The sequence below is a fragment of the Dialister histaminiformans genome (genome assembly GCF_900103425.1).
GTDB classification, from domain to species: Bacteria; Bacillota; Negativicutes; order Veillonellales; family Dialisteraceae; genus Allisonella; species Allisonella histaminiformans.
The window spans coordinates 1-20,062 of the sequence record NZ_FMXA01000026.1 but is presented as its reverse complement, the minus strand read 5'-3'; the positions used below and the strand labels follow the sequence as shown (position 1 = coordinate 20,062).

The window sequence follows — 20,062 nt, the reverse complement described above, 5'->3', positions numbered from 1 at the left end:
AACCGTGAGATGTTGGACAAACGACAGCATTTCCCATTTAGGGAAATTGAGGCTAGTTTGTCTCAGATATGGCTGAAGCCGGATAACTCCGGTGTTAGCCTGTAGGCAGCTACGGCTGGCGACCGTGAAATATTAGAAAACGTAAAACGTACCCATTTGAGGAAATCGGAGTGAGTTTAGTCTGCATGCGCTGAACGCTGGTAAATCCGGTGACGGGCTGTAAAAGGTTACGCCTGGCATCGGATTTACCAGCAGTGAAGCAGCAGGCAGGCTGAAATCGTCTCAATTTACCAAATGGGGCCGAAAGTACTTGCTAGGAAGTCCTGGGAGGGTACAGCTTCCCGAGGTTTTCACCCTCCGGAAGCTGTACGTTTTCAGACCGTAAAACAGGAAATTGCGGCTGGCAGATAAATGTCCATATTCTGTGTCTCTGAAAATAGACTTCTTATTGCAAGCCGGATTTCTTTGGGTTCAGATAAAGACACCTGAAAGAGTGAAGGAATGAAGTAAACAGGTGGCTCTTCGTCCTTTTTATAAAGAAGCTATTCGCAGAATCCACCCTTTGTGTTCCCTATGGATCACACCGACCCATTTATAGTACGTTAAGACGCCGACTTATGAGCGCTGTTCATTTTTATCTTGCTTTTGTAAGCGAGTACGGATTATACTTTATATAGAAGTTCTTCTTACCATGTGAGGTAAATGATTCAGCTCATAGGAGGGGATTGTTATGAAAAAGGAAAACCGTTGTTTACTTTCTGCTGCTTTGGTAGTTCTTTCCTGCGTCAATCTCGTACTTACCCTGTACAGAATTCACCTTCTGTTAGAAGAAAGGGAAAGACGCCGTAACAGGGTTCTTGAAAAATTTAACGCATATGTTGAAAAGCTGAAAGCAAGAGCATAATTTTTACAGGCAGATTAGAAGATACGACTGCAGATAAAATACCGTATTGTCTGGTCCGAAATTTGGCAGGCCAGACAAGCGGTATTTTTATTTATTTCACAGGGAACAGTGTGCTGCAGATAAAATCATTCATTATAAATGTAAGCGGATATAAAGTTGAAATTTATTGCGGTATACTGGAATTTAAGGTATACTAATCATCTGATTATAGGAGGTTAGTATGGAAAAAGATTCTCTTTGGTCCCCTGAATTTTTGTGTATGTCAGGGAGTAATCTCATTTTTTTTATGTCTCAGTATGTCCTTGTAGCCTCTTTGCCTATCTTTATCATGGATTATCTGGGCGGAAATGAGGTCCAGGCCGGACTGGCCATGACTGCATTTCAGATAGGTACGGTATTTTGCAGACCGTTTGCCGGGCGATTGATTGATACATTAAATAAAAAGTCAATTATGATTTTTTCAACCCTTGCCTTTTCCTGGTAATGGTTGCGTTTGGATTTGTACATTCGCTTAATTCGATTCTGGCCTTGCGCCTGGTTCATGGTATTCTTTTCGCTTTGGGAACTACTGCATCAGCTACGCTGGCGGTTCTTGTTCTTCCACGAAATCGTAAAGGGGAGGGCATTGGTTATTTTTCTGTAACCAATAATATTGCCATGGTCATCGGGCCGTTGGTTGGGCTTTTGCTTATTCAGTATATGGGAGCACGAGGACTGTTTATTTTTACCTCGCTTATGGGGTTGCTGGCAGTGCTTGTGGGGAATATACGGAAATTGCCACAGGATATTGTCCTTCCGGCTAAAAAGAAACAGGCAGGAATTCACTGGAGTGATTTTGTTGAAGCATCAGCACTTCCTTATGCTTTATTAGGCGGACTGGTATTTTTTGCTTATGGCGGAGTTCTTACCTACATCCCCATGTATATGAAGTCACTGCATCTTGGTTCCTATACCAGTATTTTCTTTATGACGTTTGCTTCCGTTATTGTACTGACCCGGCCGTTGATCGGTTATCTTTTTGATCATCATGGTGCCGACTGGACAGTATATCCCGGTTTCTTCTTTTTTATTTCCGGTTTCTTCTTTTTCAGCGGAGTTCATGGCGTTATCAGTCTGATTATTTCAGCGGCTGTACTGGGGGTCGGCTTTGGTGCACTGAGTCCTGCTTTTCAGACACTGGCGGTGCGTGAGGCGCCGGCATCCAGAGCGGGGGTGGCTACATCCACATATTTCTGGTCTCTGGATATCAGTGTGGGACTGGCGGCAGTTTTGCTGGGTATGGTGGTGCAGTCCGTGGGATATTCTGTTACCTTCGGCATTATATGCACAGGTGTTGTCTGCCTGGCCGTTGCCTATTATATATATCGTACCCGTTTCCTTAAAAAGAAATGACAGCCATAGTAAAAGCCCGAATGGATGTATGACAAAGTCATACTATCTATTCGGGCTTTTTATTGTGGAATTTTATATGGTGCGTGGACCAAATACGGGATGGGATACCAGGCGGAGGCTTCTCTTTTCAATAATCTGCAGCGCAGCTGAGAGAGAAACGTCTTCCCTGGTGTCATCGTGCTCATAAACTGCTACAGGAGGATGGGAATCTATTTCACTGCCTGGCAGATAGATATATTCTCCGGTGTGGTTATCTCCATAGATATAACCGGACAGGAGTTTACTTTCAGCTAGTTTATGTATCATTGGTTACCACTCCTGAATTAATAATGGCTTAAAATCCAGATAATCAGAAGAAGTCAGGTGAAGTTTTACGCCGCCTAATTCTTCTGGAAGATTATGGAAATTCTGCTGCCCATGAATATGCCCATAGATTACGTCACTTACTCCATACGATGCAATAAGCTGCATCATGTGGGTAGGTTGTCTGTTTTCATCAAATGGCGGGTAGTGAAGGACAGCAATTATTTTGCTGCAGTTTAGCTTTTTTGCTTCCTGCAGACTCCGTTCCATACGGCCTTCTTCACGAAGGACAATCTTCTGATCGTCTTCTGTAAATTTCCGGGATGTTTCCGGAATCCAGCCTCTGGTTCCAGCCAGGGCGATATCATTGACCTGTAATGCATTGTTATGAAGAAATTCAAAGGCATTATTGGTCATTCGTTTCATTTTGGTTACAGTATCCCACCAGTAATCATGGTTTCCACGGACAATAATCTTTCGGCCGGGAAGTGAACCTAACATTTTCAGGTCATTTAGTGCATCGGGAAGATGGGTGGCCCAGGAAAGGTCTCCGGCCATAATGACCGTATCTTCCGGCTGAATGGTACTTGTCCAGGACTCGATTATTTTTTCACGGTGATTTTTCCAGTTATCTCCAAAAATATCCATCGGTTTAGTTGGTGGATCTCCGGAGAGATGGAAGTCACTGAATGCATATAATTTCATGTTAATCTCCAAAATAAAGTGGTGAACGCAAGGTTGTAAGTATGCTGTTTATATAGGAATCTTCCAGTACCGGCGTAATTTTGTAGCCAAGACATAATGGACTGGAGGTAAAACGAGGGAAAACCTTGGCATAAATATGATCCATTTCATAGAAAAAGATGTTGTAACTATCCACAGGCATTAAAAAGTCATTCTTAAGATATTGGGCCAGCTTCTGCAGACAGTCAGCAAAGGCAGACAGGTGGCCGTCTTTTTTCAGCATGACATTAAATTCTGTAATATTCCCAATCGGCAGGGATGAAATAGAACACTGGCAGTCCGCCTGTTCAAAGAATACCGGGCCTTTGAAATTAGAAGGGGTCAGGTTGTCTCTGTAATCCAGATTATATAATCCCATAATCTGAGAATGAGGGTGGGCAAGGGAGCCGCCGGAATGCGGGCCGTGGTTTCTGAAGTAAATGACAGACTTAAATCGTCCGCTGTGAGATAAATCCAGCCAGTGATTCATGCCAAACGTAATAACAGAATGCAATTTTTCAGCAGAGTAATCTGTTAAATCCAGGTCATGCTGCAGCGATTCAATAATTACTGTTGGCCATGTACCGGTGAGAATAGGATATTTGTTCATAAGCCAGATCAGGTCCGGCTCTTTTTCCAGAATATGGGTGAGCTTATCAGGTGAACAGAATGGGCAGGTATCCTTTTTACTGGTGAAGGGCTTATTCTTGCCTGCTTTCAGATTCAGCTGTATTGGATATGTCATAACTATCACCTCAGATTAGACTTATTTCATTATAACAGATATACATAGGGGGATATAAATCAGTGATTAAAGAATGGTAAGAGAAAATAAAAAAGAAGGGCCTATTGACAAAAGCAAAGATGTACGGTATTATTTCTACATACTAATTATTTAACTAAGTAAAGAAATAAAGAAATAGACGACAGAGGCAATGATTATGAACTGGAAGAAAACGGCAATTATCGGAACTGCTGCAATTGGAGCAGCTTTATTATTTGCAGGTTGTGGTGGGTCAGGCAATGAACAGGCAGCTTCAGACGGGAAACCGACTAAGATTATTGCCGGGCTGGATGATACCTTTGCCCCGATGGGGTTCAGAGATGACAAGGGACAACTGGTAGGATTTGATATTGATATGGCTAAAGCCATCAGCAAGGAGACCGGTGTTGATATTGAATTTAAGCCAATCGACTGGAGCAGTAAGGAAACGGAACTGAACTCCGGGCGTATTGATTGCATCTGGAATGGTCTGACTATGACTCCGGAAAGAAAACAGAAGATGGATTTTACCAATCCATATATGAATAACGATCAGGTATATGTAGTGCTTAAGGATTCCCCAATCCAGTCAGCAGAACAGCTCAAGGGCAAGAATCTCTGCGGACAGGAAGGTTCTACTGGTGAAGCAGCGATTGAAGCCAATGCCAATCTGAAGAATTCCTTTAAGGATTTCAAGCTGTATCCGGACTTTACTTCCTGCTACATGGATCTGGATGCAAAGCGTATGGATGCTATCATTATCGACAGTGTTCTGGCTAATTACTATCAGGAAAAGGCACCAGGTAAGTATCGTATTCTTCCAGGCGTTGTAGTGCGTGAACAGTTTGGTGTCGGTGTGAAGAAGGGAAATACACAGCTGGTTAATATGCTCAATGAAGGCATGAAGAAGGTCATTGCAAGCGGCGAGGCAGCAAAGATCAGTCAGAAGTGGTTTGGAACAAATGTTATTGTAGGGCAGTAATCAAACGTAGGGCAGCGCTTTTTATCAGGCGCTGCCTTATTCATGAGGCAGGATCTCCGGTTGACAAAAAAGAGCTTCCTGATTACTATTGATAATAATCACGCTTTAAACTGTTAAAGCTATAACTCAGAGTGTTTAATCACAGAAAGAGGAATACATGACAGACTATATTATTCAGATTCTCCCGAGCATGATTGAAGGGCTTGGTGTATCGGCAGAAATTTTTGCTCTGACTCTGGTACTGTCCCTTCCCCTGGGAATGCTTCTGGCGCTGGTCAGAATTTCGAAAATAGGAATCTTCAGAAAAATTGCTGCGGCATACATTTATCTGATGCGTGGTACGCCATTGATGCTTCAGATTCTCTTTATTTACTATGGATTACCTTTAATCCCTGGAATGGAAGTGCAGCTTGGCGATTTTTCTTCCGCTATCATTGCCTTTGTTGCCAATTATGCCGCTTATTTTGCGGAAATATTCCGTGGCGGTATACAGTCAATCAACCGTGGCCAGTATGAAGGGGCTAAGGTACTGGGCTTTACCTATAAGCAGACCATGTGGCACATTATTCTCCCACAGGTGGTAAAGCGGGTGATTCCGCCGCTGGGCAATGAAGTCATTACTTTGCTGAAGGATACTTCACTGGTATATGTTCTGGCCATGAATGATCTGATGCGCGTGACCCGTGCTCTGGTACAGAGAGATGTAGATACTACTCCGTTCATAGTGGCAGCGGTATTTTATCTGGTCTGCACCTTCGTTCTTACCAAGATCCTGGATCGCATAGAAAAACACTATGCTGTATATGAAGAATAAGGAGAAAATATCATGGCATTTATAGAGATGAAAGATATTGTCAAGACATATGGCTCCTCTGTGGTTCTTCATGGGGTCAGTCTGTCAATGGAAAAAGGGCAGGTCGTTTCCATCATAGGGCCATCGGGGGCAGGGAAGAGTACATTTCTCCGCTGCCTGAATCATCTGGAAATTATTCAGAAGGGCTCTATCTGTATTAATGGTCAGTATCTGGCACGGATGGACGCGGAAGGCAATTCCGTATACGCGCCGGAAAAAGAAATGCGGAAAATATGCCTTAATATGGGCATGGTATTCCAGTCATTCAATCTTTTCCCGCATATGACGGTGTTAGAGAACATTATGGCGGCCCCGGTATATGTAAAGGGGATGACCAGGGAAGAAATTCTTCCGGTGGCTCAGCGGCTGCTGGAAAAGGTGGGACTCTGGAATAAGAGGGATTTTTACCCGGGAAATCTTTCCGGTGGACAGAAGCAGCGTGTGGCTATTGCCAGAGCGCTGGCAATGAATCCGGAAATCATGCTTTTTGACGAACCGACATCCGCATTGGATCCGGAGCTGACCGGCGAAGTCCTTAAGACCATAAAACAGCTGGCAGATGAGGACATGACCATGATTATAGTTACTCATGAAATGGCCTTTGCCCGTTCGGTATCAGACAAAGTTCTTTTCATGGTCGATGGACGTATTGACGAAGAAGGAACCAGTGAACAAATCTTTGATCATCCAAAGAATGAAAGGACAAAAACCTTTCTGCAGCACATCTTGTAATCACATAAGGTTGGAAGTAAAACAGGGATGGTGTTAACCGCCCCTGTTTTTTATTTCTGCATGTGCAGATTACCGGAAAACGCGACTTGTGGTATACTTTTGAGTAAACGAGGGAAAAACAATAGAAAAGTTCTTTCCATGATATAGCTGTGGAGAATTGTATATTTTCCGCAGCTTCATCTTTTGCAACAGGAAGGGAGACTATGAAAATACAAATGACAAGGGCTGTCAGGCTTATGTGCATGATGGCGGTTACTGCGGTAGTCCTGGGAGTATCTGGTTGTGGGAAACCATCTGTTTCCGTTGAACCGGCATCGCTTTCTGAAGTGCCTCTTACTATTGAACAGACAGTTACACCGGAAGCGGCCCATTCTGCGCCGGTTATTCCTATGGTTACCGGGAAGATTCAATCGGGAATACCGGATGTAGGAACCAAGGTTAAGGCGGGACAGGTTCTGTTTCAGGTTGATTCATCCAAGTATCAGGCACAGGCTGCCGGGCTGCGCGCTCAGATTGCCGCATCGGCCAAACGCACGGTTACTGTACAGTCTGCAGGGGGCGGTGCACCTATTGACAACAGTATGGAAGCTTCCCTGCTTAAACAGGGGATTATAACCCGGGCAGAATACAATCGCATTAAGGGACGTAATGCTTCCACCGCTTCATCGCAGACCGTAACCACTACCGGAGGAGTCGCTCCGGCTGGTCTGACAGCTTCTCTGCAGTCTCTGGAAAAAGCCATTGCTGACTGCAGTATCCGAGCTCCTATTGATGGTGTGGTTTCTGCCGTTTATGCAGCCAATGATAAGATGGCGGTGGCAGGAAAACCAGCATTGATTATTCGACAGGATTCTCCTGTGGCAGCCAATCTGGAACTTCCGGCAAGACTGGATAAAGTGATGGACAAGGCCAAGGACACCAAGACATTGACGGTTACACTGACAGATGGCAAAAACATCTGGTATGCGGAACTTACCCGGCAGGAAGGTCAGGGGGATAAGGAAATCAGTGCTTACCGTGTACAGGCAGATAACCCGGACGGGCAGATTGTCATTGGAAAGAATTACAAACTGCGCATTGAAACCGGACAGGATGCCCCCTGTTTCATTGTTCCTTCCAAAGCTATTTTGCCAAACAGTCAGGTGGCTATAGTTACGGCAGATAATCTCATTGATTTCAGAACTGTGGTTACCGCTGGCAAGGTAGGAAATAATGTGCTGATTCTGAGTGGCCTTAAAGAAGGAGAACAGGTAGTGACCAATCCACCGGAAGGGCTGGAGATAGGTACTCCTGTGGATGTACAATGAGGTGGCAGCGAAAGGACTATATAGGGAATGCTCCTGAAACGGCCAGAAAACTCATTGGATCCATCCTGGTCCATGAAACACCGGAAGGTATTCTGAAAGGGAGAATCACTGAATGTGAAGCCTATGGTGGATTTCTCGATGGGAAACCTGATGATGCTGCTCATTGCTATAAAGGTATGACGGAAAGAACCAGGGCGATGTTTGATATTGGCGGGCACGTGTATATTTACCTCATTTATGGCATGTACCTGTGCATGAATGTTGTATGCGGCCCTGCGGGAACCGGCAGCGGTGTGCTTCTACGTGCTATACAGCCGCTGGAAGGAATAGAGATTATGAAAAAGAACCGGCCCCGTGCAAAAGGTCGGCTTCTTACGGCCGGTCCGGCCAGACTGACTATGGCGATGGGAATAGATAAAACGATGTATGGCATGGATTTGACATCAGGACCTTTGTATATTGAGTCAGGTAATGAGCCGGTGGAGGTGGAATGTACACCCCGGATTAATATTGATTATGCAGAAAACGGCAGGACATTTCCCTGGCGCTTTGTACTTAAAGGAAGCCCCTGGGTTTCCAGATAATTTACGCTTTACAGGAAATGGCAGATAACCACATTGTGATCGGAACATCCGGTCATGATGTGGTTATTCTGTTCTGTCATGCCAGCACCAGCAGCAAGGAATACCTGGTTCTTTACGGTCAGGAAAAATAATGTATGGTAAAATAAAATGAGTGTTTTGTAAAGTGAAAATACAGAGGAGGAACACCTTCCTTTCTATATGACGAATAAAGGGGAAAAGGAGCAGGAATGAAATTAATACGCCTTATTTTGCAGGGATTTAAATCTTTTGCGGACAGGACGACCATTGATTTCGCAGAGGGAATGACGGTCATTGTCGGGCCAAATGGCTGCGGCAAAAGCAATATTTCTGATGCAGTGAGATGGGTTCTGGGAGAGCAGAACGTCAGAAACATACGGGGACAGAAAGCGGAAGATATCATTTTTTCTGGATCAGAAAAGAGAAAGGCTAAAAATGCAGCCATGGTCAGTTTGATTCTGGATAATTCCGGACATGAACTGCCTCTGGATACGGCAGAAGTTTCTATTACCCGCAAAATATTCAGAAATGGGGACAGTGAATTCTATATTAACAAGAGGTCCTGCCGGTTAAAGGATATACAGGAACTGCTGGCTAATACAGGAATCGGTAAGGGCTCCATGGTGATTATCGGGCAGAATCAGGTGGATCGGATTCTGTCAGCCCGACCGGAAGAACGTCGTGTCATTTTTGAAGAAGTGGCCGGAATCAGTAAATACAGAATGAAAAAGGTAGATGGCCTCAGAAAACTGGAAAAGGCATCGGCCAATACAGAGCGTGTACTGGACCTGAAGGCGGTAATGGAAGAGCAGAGCGAGCCGCTCCGCGTGGAAGCGGAAAAGGCACGGAAGTACTGTGCCCTGCAGAAGGAAAAAAAGACAGGTGCAGTGACGGCCGCACTGTTAAAACTGAGTGCAGCCCGCCGTATGATGGCACGCTATGAAAATGATCAGATTCGGCTGGAAGAAAAGAAACAGGAAGCCATGGCCAGACTGGAAGAAGTGGGACGTCTGCAGAAACAGCTGGAAAATGAAATGGGGGGACATCAGAAGGCATTAAGTGCGGCCTCAGGTGAGCTGGCAGATAAAAAGGCACAGGCAGAGCAGCTTCGTGGAGATTGCAGAGTACAGGAAGAAAATCTGAAACATGCCTCTGAAGAGCTGAACCGCCTGACAGAGCAGAGAGAAGACGAACAGCAGGCCCGGTTGGAATGCCGGGAAGATCATGAGGCCTGCCGGGAGGAATTGGAAGCCGTTCAGGCAGAACTCCAAAGCGGCAGGGAACACTTGGAAGCGATTAAACAGCAGAAAGAGCTTCTGGAGGAAAAACTTCTTGCGTCTAAGGCTGAATATGCACGGCAGCTGCAGGCAACGCAGGAATCCATAGCACAGCATGAACGCCTTGTTCAGGAAAAGAATCATAGGGAGGAAGATAAGAACCGTCTGGATGGAGAAGCACAGGCTCATGAAATGCGGTGGAAGGTGCTGGAAGAAGAATGCAGTAAACTAAAGAAAGAAAAAGCAGAACTTACCCGGAAACATCTGGAACTGGAGGCTAAACTTAGTCAACTGACTGAAAAAGGAAAAGAAGATGCAGCGGCCCGGGACAAGGCGGAGAACATACGGTACGAAATGCTTCGCCGGTTAAATGAACGGCAGGCAGAGGAAAAACAGGTTCAGCTGAGACGGAAGGACCTGGAAAAACAGATGGAAGAGCATGTTAATTTCTCCCATACGACCAGGACGGTACTGCAGGCCTCTGAGGCGTGGAGTCAGCATATTATCGGGCCACTGGGAGAACTGATCCGTGTTCCTGAAAAATATACGGCAGCTGCAGAAATTGCACTGGGAAGTATGATTTCCAATCTGGTGGTGGACACATCGGAAACGGCTCAGACAATTATCAGCTGGCTGAAAAACCGGCATGCCGGAAGGACTACGTTCTACCCGCTGGATTCTATGTCCGGATATCCGGTACGGGAGATTTTACAGGCAGCCAGGGAGCCTGGAATATGTGGCATTGCAGCCAGTTTGTTCGAGCATGATGAAAAGATTTCCGGCATTATGCAATCCATACTTGGGCGAATTCTCATTGCGGAAGATATGGATGCTGCCAGACGTACAGCGAAAAAATACCGATACCGGTTCAGAATTGTGACACTGGACGGTCAGGTAGTCAATGCCGGCGGTTCTATGACCGGCGGGTCTATGCGGAAGAAGGACAATACATATTTTGGACGTAAATCGGAAATAAAGAAGCTGGCGGCGAAAGAGAAGGCGTTACACGAAGAAATCGGGCAGCAGCGAGCAGCGAAAGAAAAGCAGGATGCTTTATGTGAATCTCTGCTGGCAGCGATCACCAGGGAAAGGGAAGAATGGCAGAACCGGTCCATTGAAGCGGCATCCATGAAAACCCGGCTGGAAGGAATGGAAAAAGAACTGGCAGGGAAAGAAGAAACCGCACAGATGGAAAAGAACTCTCTGGAGATGGCCAGAAGCCAATGGGAGCAGGCTGACCAGGCCTGCAGGCAGCTTTGTGAACAGCTGGAACACGCGCAGAAACCGGGAAAACAGCCGGAAAAAGATGAAAAGAGTGCGCAGCTTCAGGATAAGGTCAATGCACTGAATGAACAGATAACTGATGCCCGGGTACAGCTGACCCGTGTTGAATCCAATGTGGCGCAGAAACAGGAAGAGATAAATAAACTTGTGGAGGCAGACGAAGAATCCGGCCGGACGCTGGAACGGCTGCAGGAAGCCATAGAAAAGAAAAAGCAGGCGGTCTCCGACATCAACGTACGTCTGAAGGAACAGAAGAAACAATGCGAAGAAGCGGATCAGCACTGGAAAGTTATGGAACAGAAACGGCAGATTCTGGAACAGCAGGCCGGCGATTTTTCCAGGAGGCGTATAGCGCTCGATGAAGACTGGAAAAAAGTGCAGGCCCAGTATGCTGAGGCGGACAGCCGTATGTCCGGGCTGGATGCACGGTTGGAATCTTTCAGGAATGATGAGTCACGCGAACTGGATACGCTTACATCCATGGGCCTTACGGAAAAGACTGCAGAATCTTTCCGCATAAAAGGCTCCGGAGAGGACATAAAGAAAATGCTGGCTTCTGTGGAGAAGCGTATAGCAGAACTGGGGAATGTAAACCCTCAGGGAGAAGCTGAGTATGAAGAACATATGGAGAAGCTGGCATTTTACGATAAACAGCTTGAAGATCTCAGAAAATCAGAAGAAGGTCTGCAGAAGATTGTCCATGAAATTGATGACGCTATGACAGCTCAGTTTAGGCAGGCATTTGCGAAGATAAATGTTGAATTTGGGCGTATAATGAAAGTAATGTTCCGGGGAGGAAAAGGGCACCTGGATCTGACAGATAAGGTGAATCCGCTTAATGGAGGTATTGAATTATACCTCCAGCTTCCAGGAAAGAAGACCCAGTCACTGACTCTCATGAGCGGCGGCGAACGGGCACTTACCGTATGTGCCCTGCTTCTGTCCTTTATGGCTTATAGTCCGGCTCCATTCTGTTTCCTTGATGAAATTGATGCAGCGCTGGATGATGCTAACGTAGAAAGATATGGCCGTATGATTGAGGACTATAAGAAGAAAACACAGTTTATTATCATATCGCACCGGAAGAAAACAATGGAATTTGCAGACACATTACAGGGCGTTACCATGGCAGAAAAAGGGGTATCGTCACTGATTACTGTACGTGTGAGCGATTATATCAAGGAGGAATAATGGGATTTTTTGATAAGATAAAAAAAGGACTTTCCAGAACCAAAAAGAATCTGATTCAGAATATTGAATCCGTGATTGTTGGATATCCTAAGCTGGATGATGAATTTCTGGATGATATGGAAGCGGTGCTTCTCAGTGGCGATTTAGGACTGGCCACCACAGAAAAGGTTATGGGTAAAATCCGGCAGGGGATGCATGAAGGCAAGATTAAGGAAACCGGAGATGTACTTCCTTACATGAAGGATGCGGTAGCAGAAATGCTGACAGCAGATAATGAAGGAAGCGAAGAAGTGATGCATCATCCCGAAGTTATCCTGGTCGTAGGGGTTAACGGAGTTGGCAAAACCACTACAATTGGTAAACTGGCAGCTTATTACAGAAACCAGGGGAAGAAAGTCCTTCTGGCGGCAGCGGATACCTTCCGTGCAGCAGCATCTGAACAGCTGACCGTATGGGCAGAACGCACCGGCTCTGATATAGTAAAACACTCGGAAGGAGCCGATCCGGCAGCGGTTGCATATGATGCGGTCTCTGCAGCAAAGGCCAGAGATGTCGATGTGGTCTTAATTGATACGGCAGGACGTCTGCAGACCAAGGTAAATCTGATGTCCGAATTAAGCAAAATCAGCCGTGTGGTAAAGAAGATTATCCCAGATGCGCCGCACCAGACTTTACTGGTGCTGGATGCCACTACAGGCCAGAATGCCATCAGCCAGGCGAAAAAATTCAGTGAAGTGGCACCGGTTACCGGTGTAGTACTGACTAAGCTGGATGGAACAGCAAAAGGCGGCGTAGTACTTTCTGTTCATGAGGAACTCCACGTTCCGGTAAAATGGGTAGGTGTAGGAGAAGCCGTAGAAGATCTGCAGCCGTTTAATGCCAGGGAATTTGCGGAAGCGCTTTTTGAAACAGAAGGGGATATTCTGGAAAAGGATTCAGAAGCCGGAAAGAACTAATCTGTCGAAAGCGGTAGAAAAGAAGATTCGGGCGCTGAATGATGGGGATTTCAGAGAGTGACAACGGGAATGCAGATTACTTTTAAAAGAAAACGGGTAAAGAACCTTACCATCCGGGTAAAACCCGAGGGGGTCTTTGTGACCATACCCTGGGGGATGCGGGAGGCTCAGGTACAGGATTTTATACGGCAGAAAAAAAGCTGGATAGAATCCAGCTGGGCTAAGGTTTCTACCAGACAAAGGGCATATACCTATACAGAAGGCGAAAAACATTGGCTGCTGGGGAGGGAAGTAACCCTTCGTGTAATTCAGGGAAGCAGTAGTTCATGCAGAATTCAGGGGGATGAGGTCGTATTGACCGTTACACCGGAAACGGACAGAAAGCGGATGCTGGAACAGGCATGGGGAGAACAGCTTCGCCCCATTCTGGTATGGCTGGTGCAGAAATGGGCAGCGGTTATGCAGGTTCATCCATCAGAATTGACAATCAAAAACATGACCAGCCGCTGGGGCAGCTGCAACTTCAGGAATGGGAAGCTGTCATTTGCTCTGGATCTGGCGGCCAAACCGGAAGATCTGATTGAATCGGTGGTAATTCATGAACTTACACATCTGCTTGAACCCAGTCATAATCAGAGATTTCAGCAGCTGATGGCTTCCTGGGATAAAGAGTATCGCAGCAAAAGAAAACGATTGAATCATTTTCCCAGGGAATTTTATGGATAACAAAAAGAGTGATGATCTGATGGTCATCACTCTTTTTTGCGGATTGCGTTAGCCGCGAAGTTCAGGATCTTCTTCCTGATTCTGATCTACATGGAAAAAATATTTAATGAAGTCAATGAATGCAGCTACTGTGCTGGAACCAAGCATAGCTGATTTACAGATCAGATGGCTTGAACGGGTTATCGGATTCCCTGAACGGTCATAAATCATCTGCCTGTAGATTTCAGGCTTGCACTTTTTCAGAATATCTCCGGTTACAATGGCATGGCCCAGACCGGCGTTTACGATTTCTACCGTAGTCAGGCAATCGTTTACGGCCAGTACGAACTGGGGGTCTTTATCAAAGTTTTGTTTCCACCAGCGGACCCGAAGCTCTTCCAGTGTAGGATCTGAGTTGTAGCGGATGGCTGGCTGCTGAGGCAGGGTTTCCTTATCAATAGGGGCCGCGCTGATAAGGTATAAAGGCTGACGTTCCAGCAGAATATTATAGTCATACCATTCCTGCGTGCCACGGATAATGGCCAGCTGGATTTCTTCCTTCTTAATAAGCTTTACCAGATGGTCGCTCGTATCATTGGTAAGCGATATGTCGATATCTCTGTATTTGTCAGCAAATCCTTTGAGAATTTCCGGCATATGTGACTGAGTAAAGGACTGACTGGCACCAATACGGAGTACCCCGGATACATCATTAGGGTCATGGATAACATAATTTTTCATATCCTGATACTGCTGCAGTTCTTTTTCGGCAAAGGAATAAAGCCTGTCTCCGGCATCAGTAAAATGGACGCCCTTGTTTGTACGGATGAACAAGGGAACACCGATTTCTTTTTCCATCTGGCCCAAACGATATGTCAGAGATGGCTGTGTCATAAAAAGGCGTTTAGCTACTTTATTGATACTGCGTTCTTCTTTGAGGTAAATAAGGATTTTCCAGTCTGTATTATTCATAGAAATATCTCCCTGCCATATAAAACTCTTTTATATAGTATACCACATATATAACACTTATATAATGAAGGTTGCAGAGAGAAATGCATTATGGGATAAAATGATTGCCCAAAAGTTATGAGATAAAGGTACAGCATGGAGTGAGGCTGACAGGAAAAACGTCTGGATATATTGAGTTTATTCATTCAATGGATTTATAATCTAATAAATAGAATGGTAAAGGGGGCAAAGTATGAAGAAATTCTGTCTGACTTTTTTATGTATACTCAGCGTGATACTGGGAATTCAGATTTCCTTTGCTGAAGAGGGAGTCAAATCCGGAAGTTTTGAAAACACAAGGCAGGTGCTTCTTTTGCCGACAGCATATTCCGGAAGCGGCCGGGAAGGGGCGGACTACCTGACGTCAGAAATGCATCGCATTTTCCGTTATCCTTATTATGAGCTTATGGACAACAGCGCCTATGAGTCCGGAGTATTGCCGGAAGATTTGCAGACCGTGGGAGAAACATCCGGGGCAGATATTGTAGTGCTGCCGGTTGTAAGCACATGGAGACAATATACATTTTATCGTCCATTCCTTTTTGATGATGATCCATGGACCGTTTTGTATGTCACAGTGGATGTCTATTCCTGGAAGCAAGGGGAAAATGGGATTCGGGATGACCGGGTAAGCATTCGGAAGGAAGACGAACTGACTCTGCTTCGTGTACGGACTGTAATGCAGGAACTTATTGGACGGCTCAGGAAGAAATTCCCATATACACGGGTTCCAGGGGATATTTCATCGAATCTGAGTGGTCCGGTAGTGACGAAGGAAACACAGGGCACAGATAAGCTGCCCTATTGATTGTCAGCAAGGGAAAAGCTGCAGCGTGATATCCGCATTGTATCTGTAACAAGGCGGGGGACAGAGCGATTTTTCAGAATTAGAAAAAAAGATAAAAAACGCAAAAAAACTACTTGCAAAACACAACGCGAACATATATAATGGTTTACGTTGTAGTCCTGAATAGCTCAGTGGTAGAGCAATCGGCTGTTAACCGATCGGTCGTAGGTTCGAGCCCTACTTCAGGAGCCAGTGGCCCGTTCGTCAAGTGGTTAAGACACCGCCCTTTCACGGCGGGTTCGCGAGTTCGAATCTCGCACGGGTCACCATGGGCGATTAGCTCAGCTGGGAGAGCGTCTGCCTTACAAGCAGAATGTCGGCAGTTCGATCCTGTCATCGCCCACCATGAAAAACGCACCGAATTTCGGTGCGTTTTTTGTTATGCAATCATACCTAAACATCATAAAAGAACAGCTCAAACAAGGGGCCCATGCCATGAAATCGGCTAGGGCCCTTTATGATGGGTACAATACTACGGATAACGTGGTAAGAAAGCAGATGCTTCCTAAGTATTTGCAGGATGTGGTGAACTTCTCCCAGCGTTCTGATTTGACGAAAAATGAAGTTATCGCCTTGCAGAAGCTTGTGAGGAAGGCGAGATGTAGTTGACCGTCTCGCACAGAACGGAGCGCCTGACAGGGCATTAAAAACATCCTATAAGGAATTGCTGGATGCGGTAGAGTCGTGTTCTGATAAGGCACTGAAAAGAGCCATACGAACGGCAGTAGAAGAGAAATCAAGATACGTAGCTGAGCGCATAGCCAGAACAGAATCTGTCCGTGCCTGGTATCAGGGGTTCCTGAAAGATACTATGGATGATTCTGATGTAGTGGCTTATCGATGGGTAGAGAGCACCCTGCAGAAGATATCTGCGATGAATATGCTAAGGTAGATGATTACGGACTGGGCCCTGGGATATTCCCAAAGGATAACGCACCGGAACTTCCGGCACACCCTCATTGCTTATGTCATTATGAGAAGGTGTATGCTAGTGAACTGAACGGGATTCACGGCCTTGCCAGCGGAGAATCACGATACAGTAATGATAAGAAAAAGGTGAAAGTAGTCAGAGACCCCGATATAGCATATAATGATACTAAAGCAATAGAAGCGCGGTTTTGGAGGTTCTGCGAAGAACATAGGGATTCTGATATCGAATATGCATTAGTTATTACTACAGATGGGGAGGTTTATCATATTACTGGAGATTCTGATTCTGTAGATCTCTCGGCTATTGGGGAAAAACTGAATGGAGCCAAGATGATTCATAATCATCCAGATAACGAAGATGGCCCCGGCGATTGCTTTAGCAAAGAGGATTTTTCCGCATATTTCGCATGGTCGATGGGGCAATTAGATGTAACAAGCGGCTTAGGTCGTTACACCATGAGATATAATGGTGGTACTATTATTACTGCTGCACAAGCAGAAAAGTTATATGATGAAATGTATAATAAGGTAATAAATGAGGCACTTTTGGGAGGTAAAATAATTGAACATGTACAACAAAGTGTAATGGAGGCACTGGATACTAACCTTGATGGTTTCGAATGTAGGCGGTGCAAGAGATGTCGTATGAAGAAGAATTAAAACAATTTATTGCTAAAGCAACGTCTGAACGCAATGTACTTCTAAAGCAGTTTGACAGTGAAAATCCATACTCCAGCGAAAATGGGAAGTTGTCTCGCAAATTAAGGTTATTAAATAGAAGACATAATGAAGAGTTTAGAAAACTTAGGGAGAAATATCATTTGCCCCCACCAGAAGTAATATAATCTATTTATAGCAATGATATAAATAATTAGTGCAAAATAACAGAACGATATTAAGCACTCACAAACGTGGGTGCTTTTGTATTGGCATGAACAGTTTTGAGTTGTTTATACGTCTTTTGAGAATCGCAGACGTTAAAGAACGGTTCTTTTCTATTGGATAAAGCAGGAAGACCCTGTTTTATAGATTGGCGGTAGACCCGCAGAAAGGACCATTCAGACAATGGAACTTGCACAGATTTATGAAATGCTTAACGGTGTGGAAGGCGGAGCGGATGCCGTAGCTTCCCTGAAAAAGGAATTCGCCGTTCTCTGCAATAAAGCCAAAAACTTCTGATACGCAGGATATCAGAAGTTTTCAGACTTGTTCAAAATATTATTCTGTTTTGTAAGGTGTCATACAACCGCTTTCCTCCATACGCCCTGTTTCCAGCGGATGAGGAAAAGGATGGCCCGTGTGCATTCATCACACATCATGGCAATCCATATACCTACCAGACCCCATCCCCAGTGGACACCTAACAGCCAGGATCCAAAGGTGGCTACGGACCACATAAAAATGATACCGATGGTGATTGGAAATTTTACATCCCCGGCTGCATTGAGGGCCATGACCATGCTCATATTGACTGCCCGGCCGATTTCCAGGAAAATTTCAATGAAGAGAATCTGTCGGCCCAATGCATGAATCTCCGGAGAACTGGTAAATATAGATAATATGGAATCTGAGTTTAGATATAGTAGCAGCGCGATACTTCCGGAAATAAGTGTAGCTACAGAAATAGTAAATTTCACTCTCTTATCGACTTCCTGGTTGGCTCCGGCTCCTTTAAAGAAACCAACCAGAATCTGAGTAGCCATGGCCAGAGACTGAGAATATACATAGCTGACCATAGCCAGTATATAGCAGTATACTTTGGTATTTATGACAATGACACCAAAAATATTTACAAACTTCATAATGATAGTCTGGGACATTTGATACGAAAAAGTTTCTCCGCCGGTAGGAATTCCCAGATTAAGAATCTGTCGGAGAGTATGCCATGGAAATGGTTTCATGTAAGAGAGAGATAATCTGGCCGAAGTGTATTTATGAAAGAAGTAAATGATGAGAAGGAACCCGAGTATCTTGGATAAATTGGTGGAAATGCATACACCGGCCACTCCAAGCGAAGGAATAGGTCCCAGGCCATGAATCAGAATCATATTTCCTGCAATGTTTATTATATTCATAGCCAGAGAGCAGAACATGGTCAGACGAAGCTGTGAAAAGCCTCGCAGAAAGGAAATGAAAGCCATATACATGCTCTGGATGAATACAAACAGGCCAATCCATCGCATGTAAAGAATGGCGTCACCCCATATGTGAGGAGGAATTTCCAGAAGAGTAAGTACCCAGTCTCCCCGGATGAAAAGAATCAGACTTATCACCAGGCCAAGCACCAGATTGGTAAAGAGAGCAATTGTACAAATTTCACTGATTTTTGTAAGATTTCGTGCACCGCGATAATGCGAAATCATAATCGTAGCAGCCTGTGAAAGCACCGCCAGTGATAAAATAACCAGATTGAAAATAACATTATCATTGCCAACTGCGGCAACAGAATTTTGAGAATACCGGCTCAGCATAAACTGATCGATGTTAGGAACCATCATCTGCAGGGCGGTTTCAATGAAGATAGGGACGGACATGGAGAAAACTGCCCATTTACTTTGATATCCTTTGGTAGCCAAAATATGCCTCCTGTATCGTTATATATTTTAGATAATCTATAATAACGCATTGCGTAACTGTAAACAATACTATGAATACCATTTCAGGGGAGAGCGAATCATGGGGAACCAGGGGATTTACTGCAGCAGGGGTTCAGCGGTCGAAAGGCTTTAAAATCATGATTTGTGAACATCTTTCTGATGCAGAATACGAGCTATTAGAATTACCTATTGAATATCGGGAAGAAATGGAGTATAATACTCATATGTTGAAAGACATGGGCGATTAGCTCAGCTGGGAGAGCGTCTGCCTTACAAGCAGAATGTCGGCAGTTCGATCCTGTCATCGCCCACCACATGAAGCACATCAGAATGGATGTGCTTTTTTTATTGCCTTCCGTCTGTTTTTACAGAAGAATGTAAAGATTGTGAAAATACAAACCTGCTAACAAAAATCAAGTGTTTTTTGTTAACAGGAGAAGTTGTCCTTCATCCAATTTGGGGCGCACTTAATAAGCCATCCTTAAGGATAGTAAAAAATGAAATATTCATCTTTAACATTTGCCTTTACTGGTATACTTCCATTACCCGGACATAGTAGATTCGTAAAAATTTATTTAACCCTGCAATCTTTGACAGCTTTTTGTTTTTCCCTTCGGCCTCCTTCTTCAGGATATAGTTGTATACGGCATTATCTTCTGGTTCCTTATGGCTTTTAAGCATACGCATTACTTCAAATCCTATC

General features: G+C 44.8%; 21 protein-coding genes and 4 tRNA genes. 20 read left to right on the top strand and 5 right to left on the bottom strand.

Going from position 1 to position 20,062, the window contains the following annotated elements:
* Nucleotides 1-730: 730 nt before the first annotated feature.
* The 3 genes from BLQ79_RS08285 (at nucleotide 731) to BLQ79_RS07560 (ending at nucleotide 2,296) form a co-directional block, all read left to right on the top strand.
* Nucleotides 731-904, top strand: coding sequence for a hypothetical protein (locus BLQ79_RS08285; protein ID WP_159427885.1), 174 nt, complete (start codon nucleotides 731-733; stop codon nucleotides 902-904).
* A gap of 220 nt (nucleotides 905-1,124) precedes the next feature.
* Nucleotides 1,125-1,388, top strand: coding sequence for an MFS transporter (locus BLQ79_RS08400; protein ID WP_234944965.1), 264 nt, complete (start codon nucleotides 1,125-1,127; stop codon nucleotides 1,386-1,388).
* The gene (locus tag BLQ79_RS07560; protein WP_234944964.1) at nucleotides 1,388-2,296 is read left to right on the top strand and encodes an MFS transporter; all 909 of its coding nucleotides are present in this window, start codon (nucleotides 1,388-1,390) and stop codon (nucleotides 2,294-2,296) included. The genes BLQ79_RS08400 and BLQ79_RS07560 overlap by 1 nt, the downstream gene beginning before the upstream one ends.
* Before the next feature lie 72 nt (nucleotides 2,297-2,368).
* Here BLQ79_RS07560 and BLQ79_RS07555 read toward each other — a convergent pair whose 3' ends face one another.
* From BLQ79_RS07555 to BLQ79_RS07545, 3 genes are read right to left on the bottom strand one after another with little or no spacing between them, the layout of a single operon-like run.
* Complete coding sequence (locus BLQ79_RS07555; RefSeq protein WP_234944963.1) at nucleotides 2,369-2,602, bottom strand: hypothetical protein; 234 nt, start codon at nucleotides 2,600-2,602, stop codon at nucleotides 2,369-2,371.
* Nucleotides 2,603-2,605: 3 nt separating this feature from the next.
* Nucleotides 2,606-3,304 (bottom strand): metallophosphoesterase, encoded by a 699-nt coding sequence (locus tag BLQ79_RS07550; RefSeq protein WP_091365435.1) that lies wholly within the window; start codon nucleotides 3,302-3,304, stop codon nucleotides 2,606-2,608.
* 1 nt (nucleotide 3,305) lies between these two features.
* Nucleotides 3,306-4,067 carry a DUF4931 domain-containing protein gene (locus BLQ79_RS07545; protein WP_091365433.1) on the bottom strand — a complete coding sequence of 254 codons (762 nt, stop codon included), beginning with the start codon at nucleotides 4,065-4,067 and terminating at the stop codon, nucleotides 3,306-3,308.
* Between the two features lie 196 nt (nucleotides 4,068-4,263).
* On the opposite strand from BLQ79_RS07545, the gene BLQ79_RS07540 reads away from it, so the two are divergent.
* The 8 genes from BLQ79_RS07540 to BLQ79_RS07505 all read left to right on the top strand — a co-directional run bounded on the left by BLQ79_RS07540 (nucleotide 4,264) and on the right by BLQ79_RS07505 (nucleotide 13,995).
* Nucleotides 4,264-5,067, top strand: a complete 804-nt coding sequence (locus BLQ79_RS07540) for an amino acid ABC transporter substrate-binding protein (protein WP_200779862.1) — start codon at nucleotides 4,264-4,266, stop codon at nucleotides 5,065-5,067.
* Nucleotides 5,068-5,224: 157 nt separating this feature from the next.
* Complete coding sequence (locus tag BLQ79_RS07535; RefSeq protein WP_091365431.1) at nucleotides 5,225-5,881, top strand: amino acid ABC transporter permease; 657 nt, start codon at nucleotides 5,225-5,227, stop codon at nucleotides 5,879-5,881.
* Between the two features lie 12 nt (nucleotides 5,882-5,893).
* Nucleotides 5,894-6,652: an amino acid ABC transporter ATP-binding protein gene (locus tag BLQ79_RS07530; RefSeq protein WP_091365430.1), complete on the top strand. Its 759-nt coding sequence runs from the start codon at nucleotides 5,894-5,896 to the stop codon at nucleotides 6,650-6,652.
* A gap of 203 nt (nucleotides 6,653-6,855) precedes the next feature.
* Nucleotides 6,856-7,959, top strand: a complete 1,104-nt coding sequence (locus tag BLQ79_RS07525) for an efflux RND transporter periplasmic adaptor subunit (RefSeq protein ID WP_234944962.1) — start codon at nucleotides 6,856-6,858, stop codon at nucleotides 7,957-7,959.
* Nucleotides 7,956-8,543, top strand: a complete 588-nt coding sequence (locus BLQ79_RS07520; RefSeq protein WP_091365428.1) for a DNA-3-methyladenine glycosylase — start codon at nucleotides 7,956-7,958, stop codon at nucleotides 8,541-8,543. Before BLQ79_RS07525 ends, BLQ79_RS07520 begins: the two co-directional genes overlap by 4 nt.
* A 227-nt stretch (nucleotides 8,544-8,770) precedes the next feature.
* On the top strand, nucleotides 8,771-12,313 hold the full coding sequence (gene smc / locus BLQ79_RS07515; protein ID WP_091365426.1) for a chromosome segregation protein SMC: 3,543 nt from the start codon (nucleotides 8,771-8,773) through the stop codon (nucleotides 12,311-12,313).
* Complete coding sequence (gene ftsY / locus BLQ79_RS07510; protein WP_091365425.1) at nucleotides 12,313-13,269, top strand: signal recognition particle-docking protein FtsY; 957 nt, start codon at nucleotides 12,313-12,315, stop codon at nucleotides 13,267-13,269. The genes smc and ftsY overlap by 1 nt, the downstream gene beginning before the upstream one ends.
* A gap of 57 nt (nucleotides 13,270-13,326) precedes the next feature.
* Complete coding sequence (locus tag BLQ79_RS07505; protein ID WP_159427884.1) at nucleotides 13,327-13,995, top strand: M48 family metallopeptidase; 669 nt, start codon at nucleotides 13,327-13,329, stop codon at nucleotides 13,993-13,995.
* Nucleotides 13,996-14,043: 48 nt separating this feature from the next.
* Here BLQ79_RS07505 and BLQ79_RS07500 read toward each other — a convergent pair whose 3' ends face one another.
* Nucleotides 14,044-14,946 (bottom strand): LysR family transcriptional regulator, encoded by a 903-nt coding sequence (locus BLQ79_RS07500; RefSeq protein WP_091365422.1) that lies wholly within the window; start codon nucleotides 14,944-14,946, stop codon nucleotides 14,044-14,046.
* A gap of 232 nt (nucleotides 14,947-15,178) precedes the next feature.
* Between BLQ79_RS07500 and BLQ79_RS07495 the strand changes: the two genes are divergently transcribed.
* From BLQ79_RS07495 to BLQ79_RS08210, 8 genes are all read left to right on the top strand, one after another.
* Complete coding sequence (locus BLQ79_RS07495; protein WP_091365421.1) at nucleotides 15,179-15,793, top strand: hypothetical protein; 615 nt, start codon at nucleotides 15,179-15,181, stop codon at nucleotides 15,791-15,793.
* A gap of 156 nt (nucleotides 15,794-15,949) precedes the next feature.
* Nucleotides 15,950-16,024, top strand: a tRNA-Asn gene (locus BLQ79_RS07490).
* A gap of 2 nt (nucleotides 16,025-16,026) precedes the next feature.
* Nucleotides 16,027-16,101 (top strand) — tRNA-Glu (locus BLQ79_RS07485).
* A gap of 1 nt (nucleotide 16,102) precedes the next feature.
* Nucleotides 16,103-16,178, top strand: a tRNA-Val gene (locus BLQ79_RS07480).
* Between the two features lie 89 nt (nucleotides 16,179-16,267).
* On the top strand, nucleotides 16,268-16,441 hold the full coding sequence (locus BLQ79_RS08280; RefSeq protein ID WP_159427883.1) for a hypothetical protein: 174 nt from the start codon (nucleotides 16,268-16,270) through the stop codon (nucleotides 16,439-16,441).
* 55 nt (nucleotides 16,442-16,496) lie between these two features.
* A complete protein-coding gene (locus BLQ79_RS08320) occupies nucleotides 16,497-16,724 on the top strand; it encodes a hypothetical protein (protein ID WP_200779861.1) in 228 nt (75 codons plus the stop codon).
* Entirely contained in the window at nucleotides 16,673-17,422 is a 750-nt protein-coding gene (locus BLQ79_RS08315; RefSeq protein ID WP_200779860.1) for a hypothetical protein, read from the top strand. Before BLQ79_RS08320 ends, BLQ79_RS08315 begins: the two co-directional genes overlap by 52 nt.
* A complete protein-coding gene (locus BLQ79_RS08210; protein ID WP_143270122.1) occupies nucleotides 17,401-17,607 on the top strand; it encodes a hypothetical protein in 207 nt (68 codons plus the stop codon). The genes BLQ79_RS08315 and BLQ79_RS08210 overlap by 22 nt, the downstream gene beginning before the upstream one ends.
* Before the next feature lie 393 nt (nucleotides 17,608-18,000).
* On the opposite strand, the gene BLQ79_RS07465 is transcribed toward BLQ79_RS08210, so the two are convergent.
* Nucleotides 18,001-19,338 (bottom strand): MATE family efflux transporter, encoded by a 1,338-nt coding sequence (locus BLQ79_RS07465; protein WP_091365419.1) that lies wholly within the window; start codon nucleotides 19,336-19,338, stop codon nucleotides 18,001-18,003.
* A gap of 259 nt (nucleotides 19,339-19,597) precedes the next feature.
* Here BLQ79_RS07465 and BLQ79_RS07460 point away from each other — a divergent pair.
* A tRNA-Val gene (locus tag BLQ79_RS07460) sits at nucleotides 19,598-19,673 on the top strand.
* The last annotated feature ends 389 nt before the right edge of the window (nucleotides 19,674-20,062 follow it).